General features: G+C 65.3%; 16 protein-coding genes. 4 read left to right on the forward strand and 12 right to left on the reverse strand.

The annotated features are described in order from the left end of the window. Positions 1–61: 61 nt before the first annotated feature. Entirely contained in the window at positions 62–1,405 is a 1,344-nt protein-coding gene (locus tag AC1DW2_RS18340; RefSeq protein ID WP_477006832.1) for a YcaO-like family protein, read from the reverse strand. 273 nt (positions 1,406–1,678) lie between these two features. Between AC1DW2_RS18340 and AC1DW2_RS18345 the strand changes: the two genes are divergently transcribed. Continuing rightward, positions 1,679–2,080, forward strand: a complete 402-nt coding sequence (locus AC1DW2_RS18345) for a hypothetical protein (protein WP_477006833.1) — start codon at positions 1,679–1,681, stop codon at positions 2,078–2,080. 79 nt (positions 2,081–2,159) lie between these two features. Here AC1DW2_RS18345 and AC1DW2_RS18350 read toward each other — a convergent pair whose 3' ends face one another. From AC1DW2_RS18350 to AC1DW2_RS18375, 6 genes are read right to left on the reverse strand one after another with little or no spacing between them, the layout of a single operon-like run. After that, the gene (locus tag AC1DW2_RS18350) at positions 2,160–3,131 is read right to left on the reverse strand and encodes a Bug family tripartite tricarboxylate transporter substrate binding protein (RefSeq protein WP_477006834.1); all 972 of its coding nucleotides are present in this window, start codon (positions 3,129–3,131) and stop codon (positions 2,160–2,162) included. Positions 3,132–3,189: 58 nt separating this feature from the next. After that, positions 3,190–4,320 carry an iron-containing alcohol dehydrogenase gene (locus AC1DW2_RS18355; RefSeq protein WP_477006835.1) on the reverse strand — a complete coding sequence of 377 codons (1,131 nt, stop codon included), beginning with the start codon at positions 4,318–4,320 and terminating at the stop codon, positions 3,190–3,192. A gap of 13 nt (positions 4,321–4,333) precedes the next feature. Then, positions 4,334–5,371 carry a 4-hydroxythreonine-4-phosphate dehydrogenase PdxA gene (pdxA, locus tag AC1DW2_RS18360; RefSeq protein WP_231144609.1) on the reverse strand — a complete coding sequence of 346 codons (1,038 nt, stop codon included), beginning with the start codon at positions 5,369–5,371 and terminating at the stop codon, positions 4,334–4,336. Then, entirely contained in the window at positions 5,368–6,474 is a 1,107-nt protein-coding gene (locus tag AC1DW2_RS18365) for a four-carbon acid sugar kinase family protein (RefSeq protein WP_477006899.1), read from the reverse strand. Before AC1DW2_RS18365 ends, pdxA begins: the two co-directional genes overlap by 4 nt. Positions 6,475–6,476: 2 nt before the next feature. Beyond that, positions 6,477–7,916, reverse strand: a complete 1,440-nt coding sequence (locus AC1DW2_RS18370) for an FAD-binding oxidoreductase (RefSeq protein ID WP_477006836.1) — start codon at positions 7,914–7,916, stop codon at positions 6,477–6,479. Between the two features lie 27 nt (positions 7,917–7,943). Beyond that, a complete protein-coding gene (locus AC1DW2_RS18375) occupies positions 7,944–8,864 on the reverse strand; it encodes a dihydrodipicolinate synthase family protein (RefSeq protein ID WP_063983889.1) in 921 nt (306 codons plus the stop codon). 123 nt (positions 8,865–8,987) lie between these two features. Here AC1DW2_RS18375 and AC1DW2_RS18380 point away from each other — a divergent pair, with 123 nt between their 5' ends. Beyond that, positions 8,988–9,821 carry an IclR family transcriptional regulator gene (locus AC1DW2_RS18380; RefSeq protein ID WP_477006837.1) on the forward strand — a complete coding sequence of 278 codons (834 nt, stop codon included), beginning with the start codon at positions 8,988–8,990 and terminating at the stop codon, positions 9,819–9,821. A gap of 15 nt (positions 9,822–9,836) precedes the next feature. Here AC1DW2_RS18380 and rnz read toward each other — a convergent pair whose 3' ends face one another. From rnz to AC1DW2_RS18405, 5 genes are all read right to left on the reverse strand, one after another. Beyond that, the gene (gene rnz, locus AC1DW2_RS18385) at positions 9,837–10,739 is read right to left on the reverse strand and encodes a ribonuclease Z (RefSeq protein ID WP_477006838.1); all 903 of its coding nucleotides are present in this window, start codon (positions 10,737–10,739) and stop codon (positions 9,837–9,839) included. A gap of 66 nt (positions 10,740–10,805) precedes the next feature. Then, positions 10,806–11,789: an antibiotic biosynthesis monooxygenase gene (locus AC1DW2_RS18390; protein ID WP_477006839.1), complete on the reverse strand. Its 984-nt coding sequence runs from the start codon at positions 11,787–11,789 to the stop codon at positions 10,806–10,808. A 14-nt stretch (positions 11,790–11,803) separates the two neighbouring features. Continuing rightward, positions 11,804–13,201 (reverse strand): guanine deaminase, encoded by a 1,398-nt coding sequence (gene guaD, locus AC1DW2_RS18395; protein WP_477006840.1) that lies wholly within the window; start codon positions 13,199–13,201, stop codon positions 11,804–11,806. 15 nt (positions 13,202–13,216) lie between these two features. After that, positions 13,217–14,434 carry a multidrug effflux MFS transporter gene (locus AC1DW2_RS18400; RefSeq protein ID WP_477006841.1) on the reverse strand — a complete coding sequence of 406 codons (1,218 nt, stop codon included), beginning with the start codon at positions 14,432–14,434 and terminating at the stop codon, positions 13,217–13,219. Between the two features lie 398 nt (positions 14,435–14,832). Beyond that, positions 14,833–15,606, reverse strand: coding sequence for an alpha/beta fold hydrolase (locus AC1DW2_RS18405; RefSeq protein ID WP_477006842.1), 774 nt, complete (start codon positions 15,604–15,606; stop codon positions 14,833–14,835). 156 nt (positions 15,607–15,762) lie between these two features. Between AC1DW2_RS18405 and AC1DW2_RS18410 the strand changes: the two genes are divergently transcribed. Both AC1DW2_RS18410 and AC1DW2_RS18415 read left to right on the forward strand, forming a co-directional pair. After that, on the forward strand, positions 15,763–16,413 hold the full coding sequence (locus AC1DW2_RS18410; RefSeq protein WP_028146609.1) for a GntR family transcriptional regulator: 651 nt from the start codon (positions 15,763–15,765) through the stop codon (positions 16,411–16,413). Further along, complete coding sequence (locus AC1DW2_RS18415) at positions 16,410–17,939, forward strand: aldehyde dehydrogenase (protein ID WP_477006843.1); 1,530 nt, start codon at positions 16,410–16,412, stop codon at positions 17,937–17,939. Before AC1DW2_RS18410 ends, AC1DW2_RS18415 begins: the two co-directional genes overlap by 4 nt. The last annotated feature ends 51 nt before the right edge of the window (positions 17,940–17,990 follow it).

Genomic DNA, 17,990 nt, shown 5'->3' on the forward strand with positions numbered 1-17,990 from the left:
GAGGTGCTCGAGCGCTCACTTTGGATCCGCTCCGATAAACCGCTTTTGGGAATAACAGCAACTATAACAAACTAATTCCACGTGTATAGGCATCGCCTCCTCCGGTCCTGCGCCGAGCGGACACCAGACGTTCGGTCGCGACTTCGGACGGCTCCATCTGGAGCGCCGGCGCGACGATCCGAACGACGGCAATCCCGAACATGGGACGGGTCAGATCGACGGCAAACGTCTCGACGCCTCTGGCTGACAGTCTCTCGACCAATGCAGCGAGCTGCCGCGCGGGCGTGTCCGGGCTGAACTCCGCGGCTGCGTGGCGGGGCGCGATCGGATGCAGCAACGCGCAACTCGCGGCATCGATCAGCGTGCTGCGAGCGACGTGGCGATGATCATGTTCGTTCAGCCGCTCGTCGCCTCCTTCCCGGCGCTTCTGCTCGACGACGGCATAGGCCAATTCCATCTGGCACATCTCCGTCAGCGCCGAGCGGACTGCATTTTCGACACTCAAGCGTGCAGCCAGTCCGCACGCGAAGCCGCTGCCATCGGCGCAGCAGGAGATCGCGACGATGCAAGGCACCTCCATGTCGGTGGTGATCTCGAGCAGCCAGGTTCGCCTCGTCGTGACGCCGCCGCGCGCTTGCGCAACCCAGGCTGCGGCCGTTGCCGCGGCGTGCCCCTCCAGCGCAACCTGCCGCCCGCGAAGGCCGCCGCGCCACCACAGGCTCGCCGCATCCCTCTCGACCAGCTCCAGCATCCCGTGCAACGCAGCCGTCTCGAACGAGGTGCCGGCCGCGCAGCCCGAGCTCAGGCTGAATGGCGGCGTGAGCGCGCTTCGCTCGGGCGTGCGGCGCAGGCACAGGTCCGCCGGAAACGGCACCGACCGGCCGCTCGATAGTTGCGTTGCTTCGATCCAATCGACGTTGTTGCGCGCCGACAGGCGCATGAACTCGGAGAGGACCGACCGGGATGCGGGATCGAAGGCGGCAAGTCCATCTGCGATCGGGCCCTGCTGAGGCCGATCCAGCACGGTTTCGAACTGGGAGAGGTATTCGACCCCTTCTCCGATGCATGATTCGAAAGCCTGACGAAGCGAGAGACCGGCGCCGGATGCACTCGAGCGAGCCTGATGCGAGATGGTGGAATCGACGCCGGTCGCACTGATCTCCGCGCCGAAGAACGTGACTCCCGGAGCATCACGGGAGACCAGCTGGAAGACGTCGGAAAATCTGGCCGCCGCTTCGAGCAGCGCAATGCGATTGCGCGTCTCCGACGGCTCCGCCCCACCCGACGGGAGGTATTCGAGTTTCTCGAGGATGGATTCCAGGTCGCGATCGCGGCCGTGCGCTGGCGGGCCCGCCAGATATGCGGCCAGCCGCTCGAACAGATTGGTTGCCTTCGACGCTTCCATCGGTCGGTTCCGCTACCCGACAGGGTACAGCTTCGATCGACAGCATGCCATCAAGGCCCCTGCGGCAGGTCAAGAAATTCGTGCGATGACACCACAACCGTGCGAATTCACGCTGGCTTCACGCCCCCACATGATGATCGGCCCTCGACCGTAACGGGTTAGATGGCCGGTATGTGGAAAAATGGCTTTGTCGTTGCTATGGCAGCGGAATTTTCGTTCGCGGCCTATCATCGGCCGATTTCGATCCGACGCAAGGTCCGGCGATGGATCATCGTGTCCCGCTGCGGTCCGAACTCGGAGTTCATCACCATCGCGAGCGCACCGGGCAAGGTTGAACCGGAGGCCGAAGCTCCGATCGGCCTCGCGCCGATCAACACGGCCGTTGGAATTCTCCTGTCGGAAACCGCGGAGGACATCACGTTCCTGATGCTTCGGCAGCAGCCGACCCACTTTCCGATCGCAGGAACATTCTTCCCGACCGACGGCTACAGCCGGATTTTCGAGTCACAAGGCAGGTTTCGCCTGCGGAGCGAAGGACGACACGCGCACTGTGCGCGAGGCCTCGACAGCCACGTCCGCAGCGACGTGCCGGATCCCCTGCCGAACGCGCAACGTGCAATGGGCTGGCATGTCGAGGCTGTCAGGCACAACTGGGTTGGCGAATTCTTCGAATGAGGGCCGAGCCCCGCGCTCAACGGGGCTCGTGAGGAAGCTGAGCCGACAGCGACCCGTCCGCCAGATAAGCGACCGTCGCCTACTCCAGCTTGATATTCGCCGCTTCGATCACCTTCTTCCACCGCTCGGTCTCGGAGGCGATGTAGGCCTTGAAAGGTTCGGAATCGACCGCAACCGCGGCGGCGCCGAGCTCGGCCATCTTCTGCACCGTCTCGGGCTGCTGCATGAAGGCGCGGATCTCGCCCGACAGCTTTTCGACGATGGGCTTCGGCGTGGCCGCGGGAACGAAGAAACCGTGCCAGGCCACCGCTTCGAAGCCCGGCAGGAATTCGGCGACGGCCGGGACTTCCGGATCGAAGGCGGCGCGCTTGGGCGTTGCAGTGGCGAGCATCGCGAGCTGGCCGGTCTTCACCTGCGGCAGCAGCAGCGGCACGTTGTCGAAGGCAAGATCGATCTGGCCGCTCAACAGATCCGTCAACATCTGGCTGGAGCCCTTGTAGGGCACATGCACCATCTTGGTGCCGGTCATCTGTTGAAACAGTTCGGCGGCGAGATGCTGCGAGGTGCCGACGCCGGCCGAGCCGAACGAGACCTTGTCCGGGTTCGCCTTCAGATAGGCGATCAGCTCCAGCACGGTGCGCGCCTTGATCTTGTTCGGATTCACCACGAGCACATTCGGCACGACGCTGATCTGGGCGACCGCCACCAGGTCCCTGTCCGGCTGGTAGCTGAGCTTGGGCCCGTAGAGCGTGGGGTTGATCGCGAGCGCGGAGGTGCTGGCAAGACCGAGCGTGATGCCGTCAGGCGCCGATTTCGCCAGCCGCGTCACGCCGAGGATCGAGCCGGCGCCGCCGACATTCTCGACCACGAACGGCTTGCCGAGCTTCACTTGCAGATGGTTCGACACCATGCGCGGGAAGATGTCGGCGGTGCCGCCGGCGGCGAAGGGGACGATCACCGTCACCTGCTTGGCCGGATAGCCGTCCTGTGCCTTTGCCGGCGACGTCGCCAGCAGCACGGCTGCGGCAAGAACAAGCCACATCGATCTCATCGAAGTTTCCTCTACTGTTACTGTTTTGTTGATTGGGTGCCGCGCGCGGCGGAGGTGACTAGAACGCGACCTCGTACAAGTTCAGGATCGCATCCCGGCCGAGGTCTCGCGGATTGTTGTCGAGCAGGCGGCGAATGGCATGGGCCTCGTCGGCCATCACGCCGAGATCGTCCCTGGGCACGCCGAGCGCGGACAGACGCATCTCGATGCCGAGATTCTTGCAGAAATCGTAAGTGGCGTCGAATGCAAGCTTCGCATCGTTCTGCGCCGGCAGGCCGAGCGCCGCCAGCACCGCGACCGTCTTCGCCTCGACTGCCGGCATGTTGAAGGCCAGCGTATGCGGGAAGATCACGGCACAGGCGAGCCCATGCGCGACATGATGGCGCGTGCCGAGCGGATAAGCGACGGCATGCCCCGCGGTGGTGTTCACCGGTCCAAGGCAATAGCCGCCATAGAGCGAGGCCAGGGAGAGACCCGCGCGTGCCTCGCGATCGCCGCCGTCGGCGACCGCCCGCTTGAGATATTGCCCGACCAGCCGCGCGCCCTCGAGCGCATAAAGGTCGATCATCGGATGCGCCTTGCGGCTGGTGTAGGCCTCGACGCAATGCGCCAGCGCATCGACGCCGGTGGCCGCAGTGACCTCCTTCGGAACGGTCATTGTGAGATCAGGATCGACGATGGCGATATCGGCGAGCATGAAGCGGCTCTGCACCGCCTGCTTGTTCTGGCTGACGGGATCGGTGACGAGCGCGCGGGTGCCGGCCTCGCTGCCGGTGCCCGACGTGGTCGGGATCTGCATCAGCGGCACGCTGCGGCCGGCGACTTTTTCCGGCCCAACGATATCGGCAAAGGCCACGTCGCTGGTGCAGAGCACCGCGACCAGCTTGGCGAGATCCATCGCGCTGCCGCCGCCGAAGCCGACGACGAGATCAGGCGCGACCTCTTTCGCCATCGCCACCGCCTTCTCCAGATTAGGCAGGTCCGGTTCAGGCTTGACGTCGCCAAACACTTTCACTGCCCCCGGCAGCGCCAGCGCATCGACGCGGCGCGCATTGAACGGATCGGAAATCACCAGCGGCCGCCTGGCGCCGATCCGCTCGGCGAAGCGCGCAGCAGCCGTGATGGTGCCGTTGCCGAATTCCAGGATGGTGGGACGTTGGATTTCGATGGGCGTGAAAGCGTTGGTCATCGTGCGCTAGATCTCATGACTTGGAGGCGGAGACGCCAGCGGAGAGCCGCTCGGCATAGTCGATGGCCTCGATCAGGCTGTGCTCGTTGGCAATGCCCTTGCCGGCAATGTCGAAGGCGGTGCCATGATCGACGGAGGTGCGGATGATCGGCAGGCCCAGCGTGATGTTGACGCCGGAGAGCTCCTGCCAGCGGCCGGTCGCGGGATCGACCTGGAAGCCCAGCAGCTTGACGGGGATGTGCCCCTGGTCGTGATACATCGCGACCGCAGCATCGTACTGGCCGGCGCGCAGCTTGACGAAGATGGTGTCGCCGGGCACCGGGCCGACGACGTCGAGGCCATCGGCGACGGCCTTGGCAATCGTCGGTGCCGAAACGTCGATATCCTGCCGGCCGAACAGACCGCCCTCGCCCGCATGCGGATTGAGCGCGGCGATCGCAATCTTCGGCTTGTCGATACCGAGCCGCAGCAAGGCCTCGTTGGTGAGATCGATCACCATGCGCAGACGCTCCGGCGTCAGGCGCTTCGGCACGTCTTCCAGCGCCACGTGGGTCGAGACATGGCTGACGCGCATGTTGCCGTGGGCGAGCAGCATCACCGATCCGCGCACACCGGTGAGGTGCGCCAGCATCTCGGTATGTCCAGGGAAATGATAGCCGGCCTTGTTGAGTGCTTCCTTGTTGAGCGGCGCGGTGACAATCGCGGAGGTCCGCCCGGCCTGCGTCAGTCGCACGCCCTGCTCGATCGCCTTGTAGGCAAAGCGGCCGCCGTCGGCGCTCAAGACGCCGGGCTTGATCGGGGTGCCCTCGACATCCGCCTGGAGGAAACAGAGGTTCGGCCAGTCAGCATCGTCAGCACTCACCTCCGGAATCGCAACGGCAGCGCCGAGCGCGGCCCTGGCACCATCGAGCGCGGCGCCGCTGCCGATGATCAGGATGCGCAGATCGCCTGTCGCGATCCGGTCCTTCAGCCCGACGCAGGCCTTGACGATGATCTCCGGGCCGATCCCGGCCGGATCGCCCATGGTAATGGCAAGATGACGAGAGGTCATGTCGGGCTCCCCGTATTGAGCAAATGATTGTCCCGGAGCAGATCGCGCCACAGCTCACTGGTGCCGAACGCGCCGGATTTCGAGATGACATCCACGCCGGCCCAGCGGCCGCCTTGCAGAATCGAGCGTGGTAGCCCCGGCACGATACGCCCCGTCACCTGGAGCGCATGCGCGCCGAGCGCAACGCATACGGCCTTCAAGGTCTCGCCGCCAGCAACGATCAAGGTTCCGGGCGGATCGAGAGCCGAAATCAGCGTTGTCAGCTCGCGCGCGATCCGCTGGGCGGCCTCGGCGCGCGAAAGGCCATCCGCGAGCGCGAATTTCACCAGCGCCACGCCATCGTCAGCCAGCTTGCGTTGAACGCCTGCGCCCCCCTCACCTTCGGCCAACGCGATGGTGGCTTCGCCACATGCTGCGAGCTGGGAGGCAGTGGCGGCCTGGTCGGAACCGAACAGCCCCAGCACCGGCCGCTTCAGCCGGCTCGCGGCATCGGCGCGATGGCCGCGGGCGAGCGCGCCGGCCAGCCCGCCGCTTCCGCACCACAGCACGGGCCCCGGCATCTGCCGCGCCATTTCGACGACGCGATCGAGGTCGATGTCGTTCTCGGCATCGAACACCTGAACGCCACCTTGCGCGAGCGTGTCAGGGCCGCCCTGCCGCGCCTCGATACCTTCCAGTTTCAATTGGTCCAGCAGGTTGTCGCCGACGCGATGCCAGTCACCCTGTACAGTGCGCGCGAATTGCTGGCCGCCGACGGTGCGGCGTCCCTGATAGTCGAAGGCCGGTGCGACCACGCATGACGCCCAATCGCCGCCGCGCAGGCAGGCGCCGAGCTCGGCCGCCCAGGCACCGCGGAGCAGGCTGTCGACCTTCTTGTAGGCGATCGTCCCACCCTGAAGCTGCGGCGCCAGCCGTCCGACGATCTCGACGCTGTCGGCTTTCGACCGCTCGCGGGTGCCGCTGTCGATCGCGAGGCTTTGCGCGCCTGGAGTCGTGGGCGAATCCGCCCAGGTGACGTCGAACGGTCCGCACAGGCCGACGAACTCCGCCGCGGTGTCGAGTGCGCCGGTGAGATCGTCGGCAAGCAGGCGCACGACCGTCATCGTCATGCTGCTCCCGCGCCAAAGATCTTGCCGGGGTTCATCAGGCCCTTCGGATCGAGCAAGCGCTTGATGCCGCGCATCAGCTCGATATCGAGCGGATCGGCGACACGGGCCAGCCGGACGCGATTGGTGATTCCGATGCCGTGCTCGGCACTGATCGCCCCGCCCTGCGCTGCGGTCTCGTCGTCGACGATCTCATTGATTTGCGCCACCAGGGCGGCCGTCGTCGCCGGCTCCTGGCAATGCGCACGGTCGATCAGGGCGATCACGTGGATGTTGCCGTCGCCGATATGGCCATGCATCACCACGCGGGCATGCGGCACAGCGGCCATGATCCGCGCCTCGACATTGGTGACGAAGTCCGCCTGGCGCTCCAGCGGCACAACGCTGTCGTGCGAGACGACATAGCCGCTGCGCTTGTTGCCTTCGGACACGCTATGCCTGACGGCCCAGATTGCCTTCGCCTGCGCGAGGTTGGAGGCCAGGATGACGTCTTCGGCGATGCCGGCCTCCATCGCATCCGCCAGCGCCGTGGCGAGCGGCTCGTCGAGATCGACGCCCGCGAGCGTGTCGGTCAGCTCAACGATCAGGTACCACGGCGTCGTCAGCTCGAACGGGATGGTGACATGCGGCACGGTCTCCGCGATCGCCACGATCTGCGAGCGCGACATGATTTCGAGGCTGCCGAGCCGGTCGCCGACCATACCGCGCAGGCGCTGCATGATCTCGAGTGCCTGCGCGACACTCAGCAATTTCACCAGCGCCAGCGCCGAGCTGCGCGGCGGCGAGAACAGTTTCAGCACCGCCGCGGTGACGATGCCGAGCGTGCCTTCCGCGCCGATGAAGAGCTGCTTGAGCGCGTAACCCGTGTTGTCCTTGCGCAGCGCGCGCAGGCCGTTGAAGATACGCCCGTCGGGCAACACGGCTTCGAGCCCGAGCACGAGATCGCGCGTCGGGCCGTAGCGCAGCACGGCCGTGCCGCCGGCATTGGTCGAGATGTTGCCGCCGATCTGGCAGGAACCCTCGGCACCCAGGCTCAAGGGAAAGTAGCGATCGACGCTACGCGCCGCATTCTGGACCTCGGCGAGAATGCAGCCGGCCTCCACCGTGATCGTGTTGGCGAGCGGACTGACGTCGCGCACGGCTCGCATGCGGTCGAGCCGGACCACGACATTGCCCGCGTGATCGTCCGGCGTCGCCGCTCCGCACATGCCGGTGTTGCCGCCTTGCGGCACGATCGCAAGGCGCCTGTCGGCGCAGTATTTGACGACGGAGGCGACCTCGGCGGTCGAACCGGGCTTCACCACCGCGACCGCGCGGCCGCGATAGCGCCCGCGCCAGTCCACCACATAAGGCTCCTGGTCGGCTCCGGACGCGATGACGTGCTTGTCGCCGACGATCGCGGCGAGCCCGGCCAATGCATCCCGGAATGAGTCGGACATCAGGTCGCCTCGTCGTCCGTACCGAGCTTAGGCGGAGGCTGCGAATGCCGCAGCATTCGCAAGCAACTCTCTCAACTGGTCCGGCGGCAAGGACTCCAGCGGCGGCCGCAGCCGCTGCCAACCGGCATGCTTGGTGCGATCAGCCGCAAGCGCCTTCAGCGAGGCCATCTGCGGAAATTGCGAGACCAGCTCGCGCGCCTTCACGATGCGCGCCTGCGCCGCCTTGAGCGCCGGATCGTCGTCGCTGTCGCCAAAGTGCTTGAAGACATAGGCAAGACTGCGCGCGACGACATTGGAGGTCGCGGTGATGCAGCCCGCGCCCCCCTTGCGCAACAGCGGCAGCATCAACGGATCGGCGCCGCCGAGGACCGCGAAGCCCGGAAACCGTTCGACCATCGCCGTCATGTTGGCGAAGTCGCCGGACGAATCCTTGATGCCCGTGAACGTGGCCGGATAGGCCTTGCGCAGCCGCTCGATCAGTGCATGCGAGATCGGTTGCGCCGACATCTGCGGGTAGTGATAGAGGACGACTTTCAGACGCGCATCACCGATACGCTGAACCACCTCGCTGTAGGAGGCGAAGATGCCGTCATCGGTGACGTTCTTGTAGTAGAACGGCGGCAGCATCACCACGGTGTCGACGCCGACCGAGAGTGCGTGGCGCGTCAGCGCGATGGTGTCGCTGAGCGCGGCAACGCCGGTGCCGGGCAAAAGCCGCCGCGGCGCGATGCCGGCAGCCACCACCGCCTCGAGCAGCGCGGTGCGTTCGGCCACCGAAAAGGAGTTCGCCTCACCCGTCGTGCCCAGCATCGCGATGCCATCGCAGCCTTCGTCGAGCAGATAGCGACAATGGTCCACAAAGCGCGCATGATCGGGAGCAAGCTCGGCGTCGAGCGGCGTCAACGCGGCGGAGAACACGCCATGAGGGTGCAGCGATGATGTCGACAAAACTTCCTCCGATCGTCAGAACGATGTTGTTCGGAATGCGAACATTTGTTATTTGCTGGTGCAGTCGTAAAATCAGCTCGGCCCGACGTCAAGGGCATGGCTGTCATGGCGGGGCATTCGAGCATGACCAAGGCTGCAGGGAAGGCCGCGAAGCGCGTATCGGAAACTAGCGCCAAAAATCCCAAGAATTATGTCGCCTCCGTCGGCAAGGCCTTTGCCGTGCTCAAGAGTTTCACCAGCGAAACCTTCGAGCTGACCCTGAGTGAGATTGCCGCACGGGCTGATCTCGATCGCGGGACGGCGTTCCGCCTGATTCGGACCCTGACCGAACTCGGCTATCTCCAGGCCATTCCGCAAAGCCGCCGGTTCCGTCTCGGCGTCGCCTGTCTCGACCTCGGCTACACCGTGCTGTCGCGCGGCTCGTTGCGGCCGATCGTCGAGCCGCTGCTGCGCGACCTCGTCCCTGATGTCGGCGATGCGGCATCGCTCGGCATTCTCGATGGCGGCGACGTGGTCTATCTCGCGCGCGTCGGTGCCGGCCTCGACCGTCACAAGATGGACCGCCGGCCGGGCACGCGGATCCCCGCCTACAGCGCCGCGCTCGGCCATGTCATGCTGGCGCATTTGCCACGCGACCAGCAGATCGAGCGGCTCGAGTTGCGTCCTCGCGTCAAACTGTCGGAGCGAACGCTGACCGATCTCGACGCACTGCTCGCCCGGCTCGATCAGGTGAAGAAAAAAGGCCATGCCGTCTCCGACGGCGAGAATGCCTATGGCCTGCGCACGCTGGCAACGCCGATCTTCGACGCTCAGGGTTTTGTGATCGGCGGCTTGAGCGTCACGGTCGATGCGATGCGCATGGACATGGCGGCCTTCCGCGACCAGGCACTGCCGCGGCTGGTGCAGGCGACGGCCCAAGTCCAGGATCTCGCGATCAAGTCGGGATTGACGAGCTGAGTGCGGTGATGGCGATTAGACCACGATGTGATCGAAGTCGGCGGCGATCCGCGTATTCGGAAACACCTTTGTCGCCTCCGCCAAGATCTCTTCATCCTCGTATCGTCCCGACATGTGGACCAGCACGAGCCGCTTGACGTTGCTGGCGGCGGCAAACGAAGCGGCTTCGGTTGCCGTGAGATGGCCGTAGTCCCCCGCGGTCGCGGCGTCACGATCGAGGAACGTCGCCTCGATCACCAGCATGTCGGCGTCGGCGACATGTCGGGATAGACCATCGGTGGTTTCAGTGTCGCCGACCACGACGAGCTTCCTGCCGCCGCCCGGCGGGCCCAGGACGTCCTCCGGATCGATGGTTCGACCGGCGATCACGACCGGCCGTCCGGCGGCCAGTTCTCCGCGCATCGGCCCGTCCGGGACACTGAGCGACGCAAGCCGCTCGGGCAGAAGGTGGCGGCGCGCGGGGCTTTGGAAAGAGAAGCCAAAGCTGTCGGTGTCGCGGTGGCGAACCGGAAAGCAGTCGATGGTGAAGTCGCCGGCATCGATGACCTGCCCCTCGCTCAGCGGCGCGAACGCCACGGGGATCGGCGCCCTGCCCGCGCCCCACAAGCCCGCGAGCATGCGAACGACGATGTCGAGCGTGCCCGGGCCCGCATGAACAGTCATCACGTCGGAGGTCTGCCGCAACCCCAGCGTCGAGAAGAGACCGGGGATGCCGAGCACGTGATCGAGATGCCCGTGCGTCAGCAGGATGCGGTCGAGCCGGCGAAAGCCGGCGCCGCTGCGCAGCAACTGGCGCTGCGTGCCCTCGCCGCAATCAACCAGGATACGCTTGCCCGCGGCCTCCACCAGGAGGGCCGGATGGTTGCGCTCCACTGAGGGAACGCTTGCGGAGGTGCCGAGAAATGTCAGGGCGAACATGGTCGTCAGCGTCCAGAGAGCGACCTCTCCCCGGCAGCACCTCAACGGTCCGCACGGTGGATGGCCTCACCGTCCCCAATGCCATGCGAGCAGCAGCGCGTACAAGCCCATCGAGCCAGCATAGAGCGCGGCAAGCAATGCATATCCCGCGATCTGGCGGCCGAGCGCTGCCTTCGGCTTGATCCACCAGTCGAGCGCCCTGAAGGCGGCCGGCACGAGAAACCAGCCGAGCAGCTGGGTACTCACGAGATTGCCGACGAACAGCGACAGCCAGACCGGCACGCCGTGGCTGTCGATCAGCGGCGCGCTGACGAAATAGCCCCAGAGATAGACCACGGGATAGAGCACCAGCAGGACGATGAGGTTGCTCTTCCAGATTAAGCCAGGCCCTTGCTCCGGAGCCTGCGTCTTGCCGGCCGGGAACCAGAAATTGAAGCCGTAGCTCGCCCGCTTCACGTTCATGCCGGCGTTGAAGCGCGCGCCCTCCTCAAGCAGCGTCTGCCGCAAGGGCGAGTCCAGCCATGCATTGAGGTTGGCATCGCTGTCGAACGACAGGATGACGATCCACTCGTCGTGCAGGCCCGGGATAGGCCGCTCGATCTTGTGGCGCAGGAACCCCCTGAACTCGGCCTCCGCGGCCTGGATGCGCTGTTGCCATTTGAGGAACGCATCCTCGAGTCCATCCGGGACCTTGAAGGAGATCACGGCGGAGACCGCGCTGTCGCGCTGAACGCCGGTGTCGGGAAGGATATGGACATCCTCCGAACCGACGAAGAAGCGCTGCACGTCCGCGATCAGCTTCGCCCGCACATCGCTCTGAAGCCAGGCGCGGGCAGCGGCCGGATTCGCGAAACGCAGGATGGTCACCCAGTCCACATGCGCCGGCGGCTGCGGCGGCACAACCTCCTGGCCGAGGAAGCCGGGCCACGCCTTCAGCGCCTCGCCAACCTCGCCGTTCCACCGCGCGAACGCGGCAAAGCCGTCGTCGGCAATCCGGCGCTGGATGACGAGGGCGACCGGTTGGCCGGCCGTATCCGGAGATGCGCTCATCGCGACCGTTCGCTTCAGCTCTGCTTGTAGAGACGCTTGCCCATCACCCAGGTCTCGTCGACGCACCGGTCGTCGCCGACCATCATGACGGCGAACAGCATGTTCGCGGCGTCGTCGACCGTGCGCGGACCAGCACCGTCGGCGATCAGCGACTGGTGCCAGGGTTGCGCCAGCTGGCCACCGTTCGGATCGAGCGCGACGAAATCGGCTTCCTTGCCGGCTTCGAAATTGCCGAGCTTGTCGTCGATATAGAGGCCTTCGGCACCGCCGAGCGTGACCGACCAGAAACCGCGATAGGGCGAGAGCTTGTTGCGCTCGGCTTCCGCAAGGTCCTTGCGCGCCGGATCGATGCTGCCGTCGAGCATCGTGTTGTTGCACATGCCGACCTTGTAGGCGTCGTCGAGCACGGAGATCATCGAGAAGCGGTTGCCACCGCCGACGTCGGTGCCGAACGACATCTTCACCCGATGCTCGGGATCGGTGGCGCGGCCGAGACGGAACAGGCCGCTGCCGAGGAACAGGTTCGAGCACGGGCAGAACACCACCGCGGCGCCCTTCTTGGACATGCGGCGGAACTCGTTGTTCGAGAGATAGACACCGTGGCCGCCGGAGAACTTTGGCCCGACCAGGTCGAACTTCTCGTAGACGCCGAGATAGTCCTGGCAGTCCGGATGTTCGACCAGCACGCCACTGCACTCGGCCGGGTTCTCGGAGATGTGGGTGTTGACCCAGCAGTCCGGATGCTCGTGCTTGAGGCGCTGACATGCCTTGAGCAGCTCCGGCGAAGCGCCGAAGGCGAAGCGCGGCGTGATGGCGTAGAGGTTGCGGCCCTTGTTGTGGTACTGCGCGATCAGCCGCTTGCTGTCGCGATAGAAGTTTTCGGGCGTGTCGATGAACTCGGCCGGCGCGTTGCGGTCGATCCCGGTGAGGCCCGCGATCACGCGCATGTTGCGGCGGGCCGCCTCCTCGAACAGCTCTTCGGTCGCGACCGGCGAGGAGCTGGTGAAGGCCTGGCAGGTGGTGGTGCCGGCGGCGAGCAGTGCGTCGAGAAAACGCTTCACGCCGTCGCGCGCGTAGTTCCGATCCTTGTACTTGATCTCCTCGGGGTAGATCGACTTCTGGAGCCACGGCAGCAGCTGCTCGCCATAGGCGCCGAGCACGCGGGTCTGCGGCAGATGGATGTGGCCGTCGATGAAGCCAGGGACGATGATGCGATCCTTGATATGGGTGATCTCGACACCCGAATGCGCGGCGGCAATCTTGTCATGGGGACCGAACGCCTTGATGACGCCATCCGTGACGACCATCAGGCCGTCCCGATGGAAACGCGCGGCAGCCTGCTCGTTGCCGATGTGCTTCCAGGGATCGTCGACGAAGTCGAAGAACGTGCCGCGAATACCGACGGTGGTCATGAATGGGTTCCTTCCTTAGGTCTGTATGGCGTGGCGCGCCGAAGGCAGCGAGATCGCAAGCAGCGTCCCTGCGACGGCGCAGAGGCCGAGATAGAGCCAGCCGATCGGCGCCTGCGTCGCTTCGGGCAACACCGCCGCGATCGCCATGGCGCCGCTGACCGCGAGATAGCAGAGCGCGCTGATGAGGCCGCCGATCAGGCCGTGGTCGCGCTCGAACAGGCCGAGCGCCATGCCGTACATCATCGGGCACAGCACGCCACAACCGCCGAGCACCAGCGCGCCGCCGATCGTGATCGACATAAAGTCGAGACCAAGCGTCATGCCGGTCGCGGTGAGGACCGCGGCACCCGCGACAAACAGCGCGAAGGCGCCAAAGCCCATCACGCGGGCCGGCATGAAGCGCGCGAAATGCGCGCAGCCGAGCTCGCCGGCGAGATTCACGCCGCCAAGTCCGAGCGCGACGAGGCCGTAGATGGCCGCGGAATAACCGAGGCCGGTCTGGTAGAAGAACGGCGCGACGACGCCGAACGCCAGTTGCGCGCTCGCCGCGGCGGCGAACACCAGCACGAAGGCCAGGAAACCCGGACGGACGAGCGCTTCGCGGAGAATGCTCGCCGTGCGGCGCGGATCGAACGGTGCACGTCGCTCTGCCGGCAGCGTCTCGGGCAGAAGCAGCACGACGATCGCAGCGACGATGGCCGCGGCGACGGCGATGATGACGAAGACCCCGCGCCAGGACGTCAGCTCGACGATGAAGCCGCCGGCCGCCGGTGCGAGCACGGGTGCAAGCCCCCAGGCGGCACCAAGCAGTCCAGAGATCGCCGTGAGCTCGCGGCCGCGAAAGCAGTCGGCCGCAACCGCATAGGCGACGACGAGGCAGGTGCAGCCGCCAACGCCCTGCAGGAAGCGCAGCGCGAGCAGCAGCGATGCGCTGGTGGCGAGCGCACAGGCGATGCTCATCGCGATGAGAACCGACAGCCCCGCGAGCAGAACGTTACGGCGGCCGAGCGTGTCTGAGGCAACGCCGACGGGCACCAGCGCCAGACTCATGCCGAGCATGTAGGCGGTGACGGTGTTCTGCATCGATGCAGAATCGGTTGCGAGGTCCACCACCATCTGCGGCAGGCCCGGCGTATAGGCATCGAGCGGAATCTGGCTGAACGGCACCACGCATAGCAGGATCGGCACGATCCCGCCCTTCGCGCGACCAGCGTCCGAAGCAACTGCAGTCATGGCTCACGCCCCCTCGATGCCCGCGGGTCCCGTCTTTTCGCGCGCGCAATGGGAGGCGACGATGCAGGTTGCGGATATTGACGCGCGGAGCGTGCCAGAACTGTGTATAAAAACTCTTAGGAGGCCCGCTTCAATGCGGGCGGCTCATGCCCTGGTCCTCGCTGCCTGGGGCTGCTCCAATAAAAAATGCGAAAACAACCCCATGCACAGTACAAATCATTGAAGAATTTCGCTCCGGCATGGCGCGAGCCTAGCCCCTAGGGACGTTTGACCCGTCGGGCAAAACAGGCGCAGGACAGCACCATCCCCGCTTGTGAATTCGCCGTCGCACAGAAGCCATTAACCGTTCGGAAGGCATCGCCGTTTCGAGCGCAGGGTCGGCATCGGCAAGGCGCAGATCAAAGCAGGAAGCCCTTGAGAGCTGCGAGAAACTGCCGCGGCGACTGAAGCTGCGGCACGTGCGCGCAGCCTGGAATGACCTTGAGTTCGGCGCGCGGCAAACCGGCGGCCAGTTCGCGCGACATTGGCGGAGGCGTCGCTTCGTCGTGCTCACCAACCAGAACGAGGGCAGGAACTTTCACCGCGGCAAGTTCGGCGCGGAGATCGAGGCTTGCCAACGCGTCGCATGCGCTGCGAAACACATCGGGATCCGTCTGCAGAAAAGCTTCACGACGATCCCGCATCAGTTCGGGATGCCGCTCCTGAAACTCGGGCGCAAACAGACGCCGCATCGCAACGTCAGTGATCGCCTCGAGGCCCTTCTCCCGCGAGACCCTCGCCATGTTGCGAAACGCCTCGCGGCCGGGCTCCGAGAACGCCGCGCCGCAATCGGCGAGGACGAGCTTGCTGGCGATCTCCGGGTGCCGGATCGCCATCTGCAAGGCGACGAAGCCGCCATAGCCATTGCCGAGCACGATCGCCGGCGCACCGCCCGCAGCCTCCTTCACGGCCTCCGCCATCCTGTCTGCGACAACGACGAGGCCGCCCTCGACCGCGCGTGAACGGCCGAACCCCGGCAACTCCGGCACGATGGTGCGAAACGATCCCTCAAGCTCGGGCACGATCGCATCGAAGCTCGCACGGTCCGACAACAGCGAGTGGAAGAGAAACAGCGCCGGCCCATCGCCCGATTGCGCGGCGTTGACGGTCCCGTTGGCAAGAAGCCTGTCCATATCCGGTCTTTCCTTAACTTCGTCGGCGGGATCACACCCGTTTGCGTGCCGTGGAGGCCCCCGATTGATAAATCAACTGTCAGGGAATTCAAGCATTTGGCTCTTGACGTAAAATATCAGGATTGCCAAATTTAAGCCAACGAGGTCCCTAGAATCATGCTTTTGCGCGAAAACATCTACGATCTTCTGAGGTCTGATATTTTAGCGTGCCGCTTCGCTCCGGGCGATGAAATGCGGGAACAGGATCTGGCCGAACGCTATTCGGTGAGCCGCCAACCGGTTCGGGATGCGCTTTTGAGGCTGCAGCGCGAGCATTTGGTGACGGTGCAGCCGCGCCAGGGCTACCGGGTCACGCCGATCTCGCTGTCGGACGCCCGCGACCTCCTGCGCTTCCGTCTTGCGCTGGAGCCGGCCTGCGTCGCTGAAGCGATCGAGAGCGCTCCCGACAGCGTCCTGAAATCGCTCGATGAATTTCGCCGCTTCTCCGGCAACCACGAAGACTTCATCGCCTACAATCGCGGCTTCCACTCCGCGCTGGCTCACGCGTCCGGCAATCGCCGCATGGCGACGGCGCTGTGCGACCTGATCGGCCAGGCCGACCGGCTGGTCCGCGTCAGTGTGTCCAATCTGAAGGGTCACGATCCGGCAAAGCTCGTCGCCGAGCACGTCGCCTTGATCGACGCCATGCAGAGCCGCGAAACGCGAACCGCCGCGCGCATCATCAAGGCCCATATCGGGGCGACCGAAAAACGCGTTCTGCCGGCGCTCAAGCGCAACGCCGTCATCGTCGAGGAGAGATCATCATGAACATTCCATCGAAACCTGCGTCGATCGACGTCGAAATCCATGGCAATTTCATCGACGGACGTGAAGTCGAAGCCGGCAACGGCGTGATGCTCGACGTCCGCAATCCCGCGACCGGCGACGTCATCGCCCGCATTCCCAATTCGACCGCCGAGGACATCGACCGCGCGATGAAGAGCGCCCGCGCGGCGTTCGAAGGCAAGGCCTGGGGCGGCATGGACACGCGCGCGCGTGCCAGGCTGGTCAACAAGCTCGCCGATGCTTTCGAGGCCAATCTCGACAGCCTGTACCGGCTGGAAACCCTCAACAACGGCCGGCCGGTCAACGAGACCCGCGCCCAGCTCTCCCGCCTGCCCGATTTCTTCCGCTACTTTGCCGGTGTTGCGCTGGCGCGCCGCGACTCCGTCATCCCCGTCGAAGGCGCCTATCTGAACTATACGCTCCGCACCCCGATCGGCATCGTCGCCAATTGCACGCCGTTCAATCATCCCTTGATGATCCTGTGCAAGTCGCTGGCCGTGGTGCTGGCGACCGGATGTGTCACCGTGGTCAAGCCCTCCGAATACACGCCGCTGACGACACTGAAGCTCGCGCAGATCTTCACCGAAGCCGGCCTTCCGCCCGGCGTCTTCAACATCGTTCTCGGCCTCGGCCAGAACGCCGGCAAGATGCTGGCCGAGCATGGCGACATCAACAAGCTGGTCCTGACCGGCGGCACCGAGGCAGGCCGCATCGCCGGCAGCGCGGCCGCAAAAGTGTTCGCGCATCAAACCATGGAGCTCGGCGGCAAGACGCCGGTGATGGTGTTCGACGATTTCGACGTCGACCGCGCCGTCAACTACGCCGCGTTCGGCGCTTTCATCGGCGCCGGCCAAACCTGCGTCTGCGCCTCGCGCCACATCGTCCAGGCTTCGATCTATGACGAATTCGTCGAGAAGCTGCAGGCCAAGACCCGCACGATCCGCGTCGGCGATCCCTTCGATGCGAACACCCAAATGGGCCCCGTAATCTCCGCCCGGCAGCGCGACCGCGTTCTCACCTACGTAGGCTACGGCCACGAGGATGGCGCGCGTCTGGTCACCGGCGGTGTTGCCGCGAAGGTGCCGGGTCACGACAACGGCTATTTCGTCGAGCCGACGGTGTTCGCCGACGTCACATCCGACATGCGCATCTTCCAGGAGGAAGTGTTCGGTCCCTTCACCTCGGTGACGCCGTTCAAGGACGAAGCCGATGCGCTGCGGCTTGCCAACAACTCGCCGTTCGGCCTCGCCGCAGCCATCCGCACCCGCGACGTCGCGCGCGCGCATCGTGTCGCCGCCTCCGTCAAGGCCGGCATCGTCTGGATCAACGATCACCACCGTCTCGACCCGGCTTCGCCCTGGGGTGGCGTCGACGATTCCGGCATCGGCCGCGAATGCGGCACCGAGAGCTTCAACGACCACTTCAACACCAAGAGCGTGATGGTCGCGACCCACGAGCAGCCGTTCGACTGGTATCGCGACACGGCCAACCAACAGCGCCTGAACTAGCAAAAAACGACGAGCGGCCGACCGCCCATAGAAGGCGGGCCGCATCGACCA

The sequence above is a fragment of the Bradyrhizobium sp. P3_C3 genome, assembly GCF_056402655.1.

What these genes read in the sequence shown, in the direction of transcription:
- AC1DW2_RS18405 (WP_477006842.1), bottom strand. Translation starts at nt 15,606, where the DNA reads ATGGACAGGCTTCTTGCCAACGGGACCGTCAACGCCGCGCAATCGGGC.
- AC1DW2_RS18340 (WP_477006832.1), bottom strand. Translation starts at nt 1,405, where the DNA reads ATGGAAGCGTCGAAGGCAACCAATCTGTTCGAGCGGCTGGCCGCATAT.
- AC1DW2_RS18415 (WP_477006843.1), top strand. Translation starts at nt 16,410, where the DNA reads ATGAACATTCCATCGAAACCTGCGTCGATCGACGTCGAAATCCATGGC.
- AC1DW2_RS18410 (WP_028146609.1), top strand. Translation starts at nt 15,763, where the DNA reads ATGCTTTTGCGCGAAAACATCTACGATCTTCTGAGGTCTGATATTTTA.
- AC1DW2_RS18390 (WP_477006839.1), bottom strand. Translation starts at nt 11,789, where the DNA reads ATGAGCGCATCTCCGGATACGGCCGGCCAACCGGTCGCCCTCGTCATC.
- AC1DW2_RS18370 (WP_477006836.1), bottom strand. Translation starts at nt 7,916, where the DNA reads ATGTCCGACTCATTCCGGGATGCATTGGCCGGGCTCGCCGCGATCGTC.
- pdxA (WP_231144609.1), bottom strand. Translation starts at nt 5,371, where the DNA reads ATGACCTCTCGTCATCTTGCCATTACCATGGGCGATCCGGCCGGGATC.
- AC1DW2_RS18400 (WP_477006841.1), bottom strand. Translation starts at nt 14,434, where the DNA reads ATGACTGCAGTTGCTTCGGACGCTGGTCGCGCGAAGGGCGGGATCGTG.
- AC1DW2_RS18365 (WP_477006899.1), bottom strand. Translation starts at nt 6,474, where the DNA reads ATGACGGTCGTGCGCCTGCTTGCCGACGATCTCACCGGCGCACTCGAC.
- AC1DW2_RS18380 (WP_477006837.1), top strand. Translation starts at nt 8,988, where the DNA reads ATGACCAAGGCTGCAGGGAAGGCCGCGAAGCGCGTATCGGAAACTAGC.
- guaD (WP_477006840.1), bottom strand. Translation starts at nt 13,201, where the DNA reads ATGACCACCGTCGGTATTCGCGGCACGTTCTTCGACTTCGTCGACGAT.
- AC1DW2_RS18350 (WP_477006834.1), bottom strand. Translation starts at nt 3,131, where the DNA reads ATGAGATCGATGTGGCTTGTTCTTGCCGCAGCCGTGCTGCTGGCGACG.
- AC1DW2_RS18355 (WP_477006835.1), bottom strand. Translation starts at nt 4,320, where the DNA reads ATGACCAACGCTTTCACGCCCATCGAAATCCAACGTCCCACCATCCTG.
- rnz (WP_477006838.1), bottom strand. Translation starts at nt 10,739, where the DNA reads ATGTTCGCCCTGACATTTCTCGGCACCTCCGCAAGCGTTCCCTCAGTG.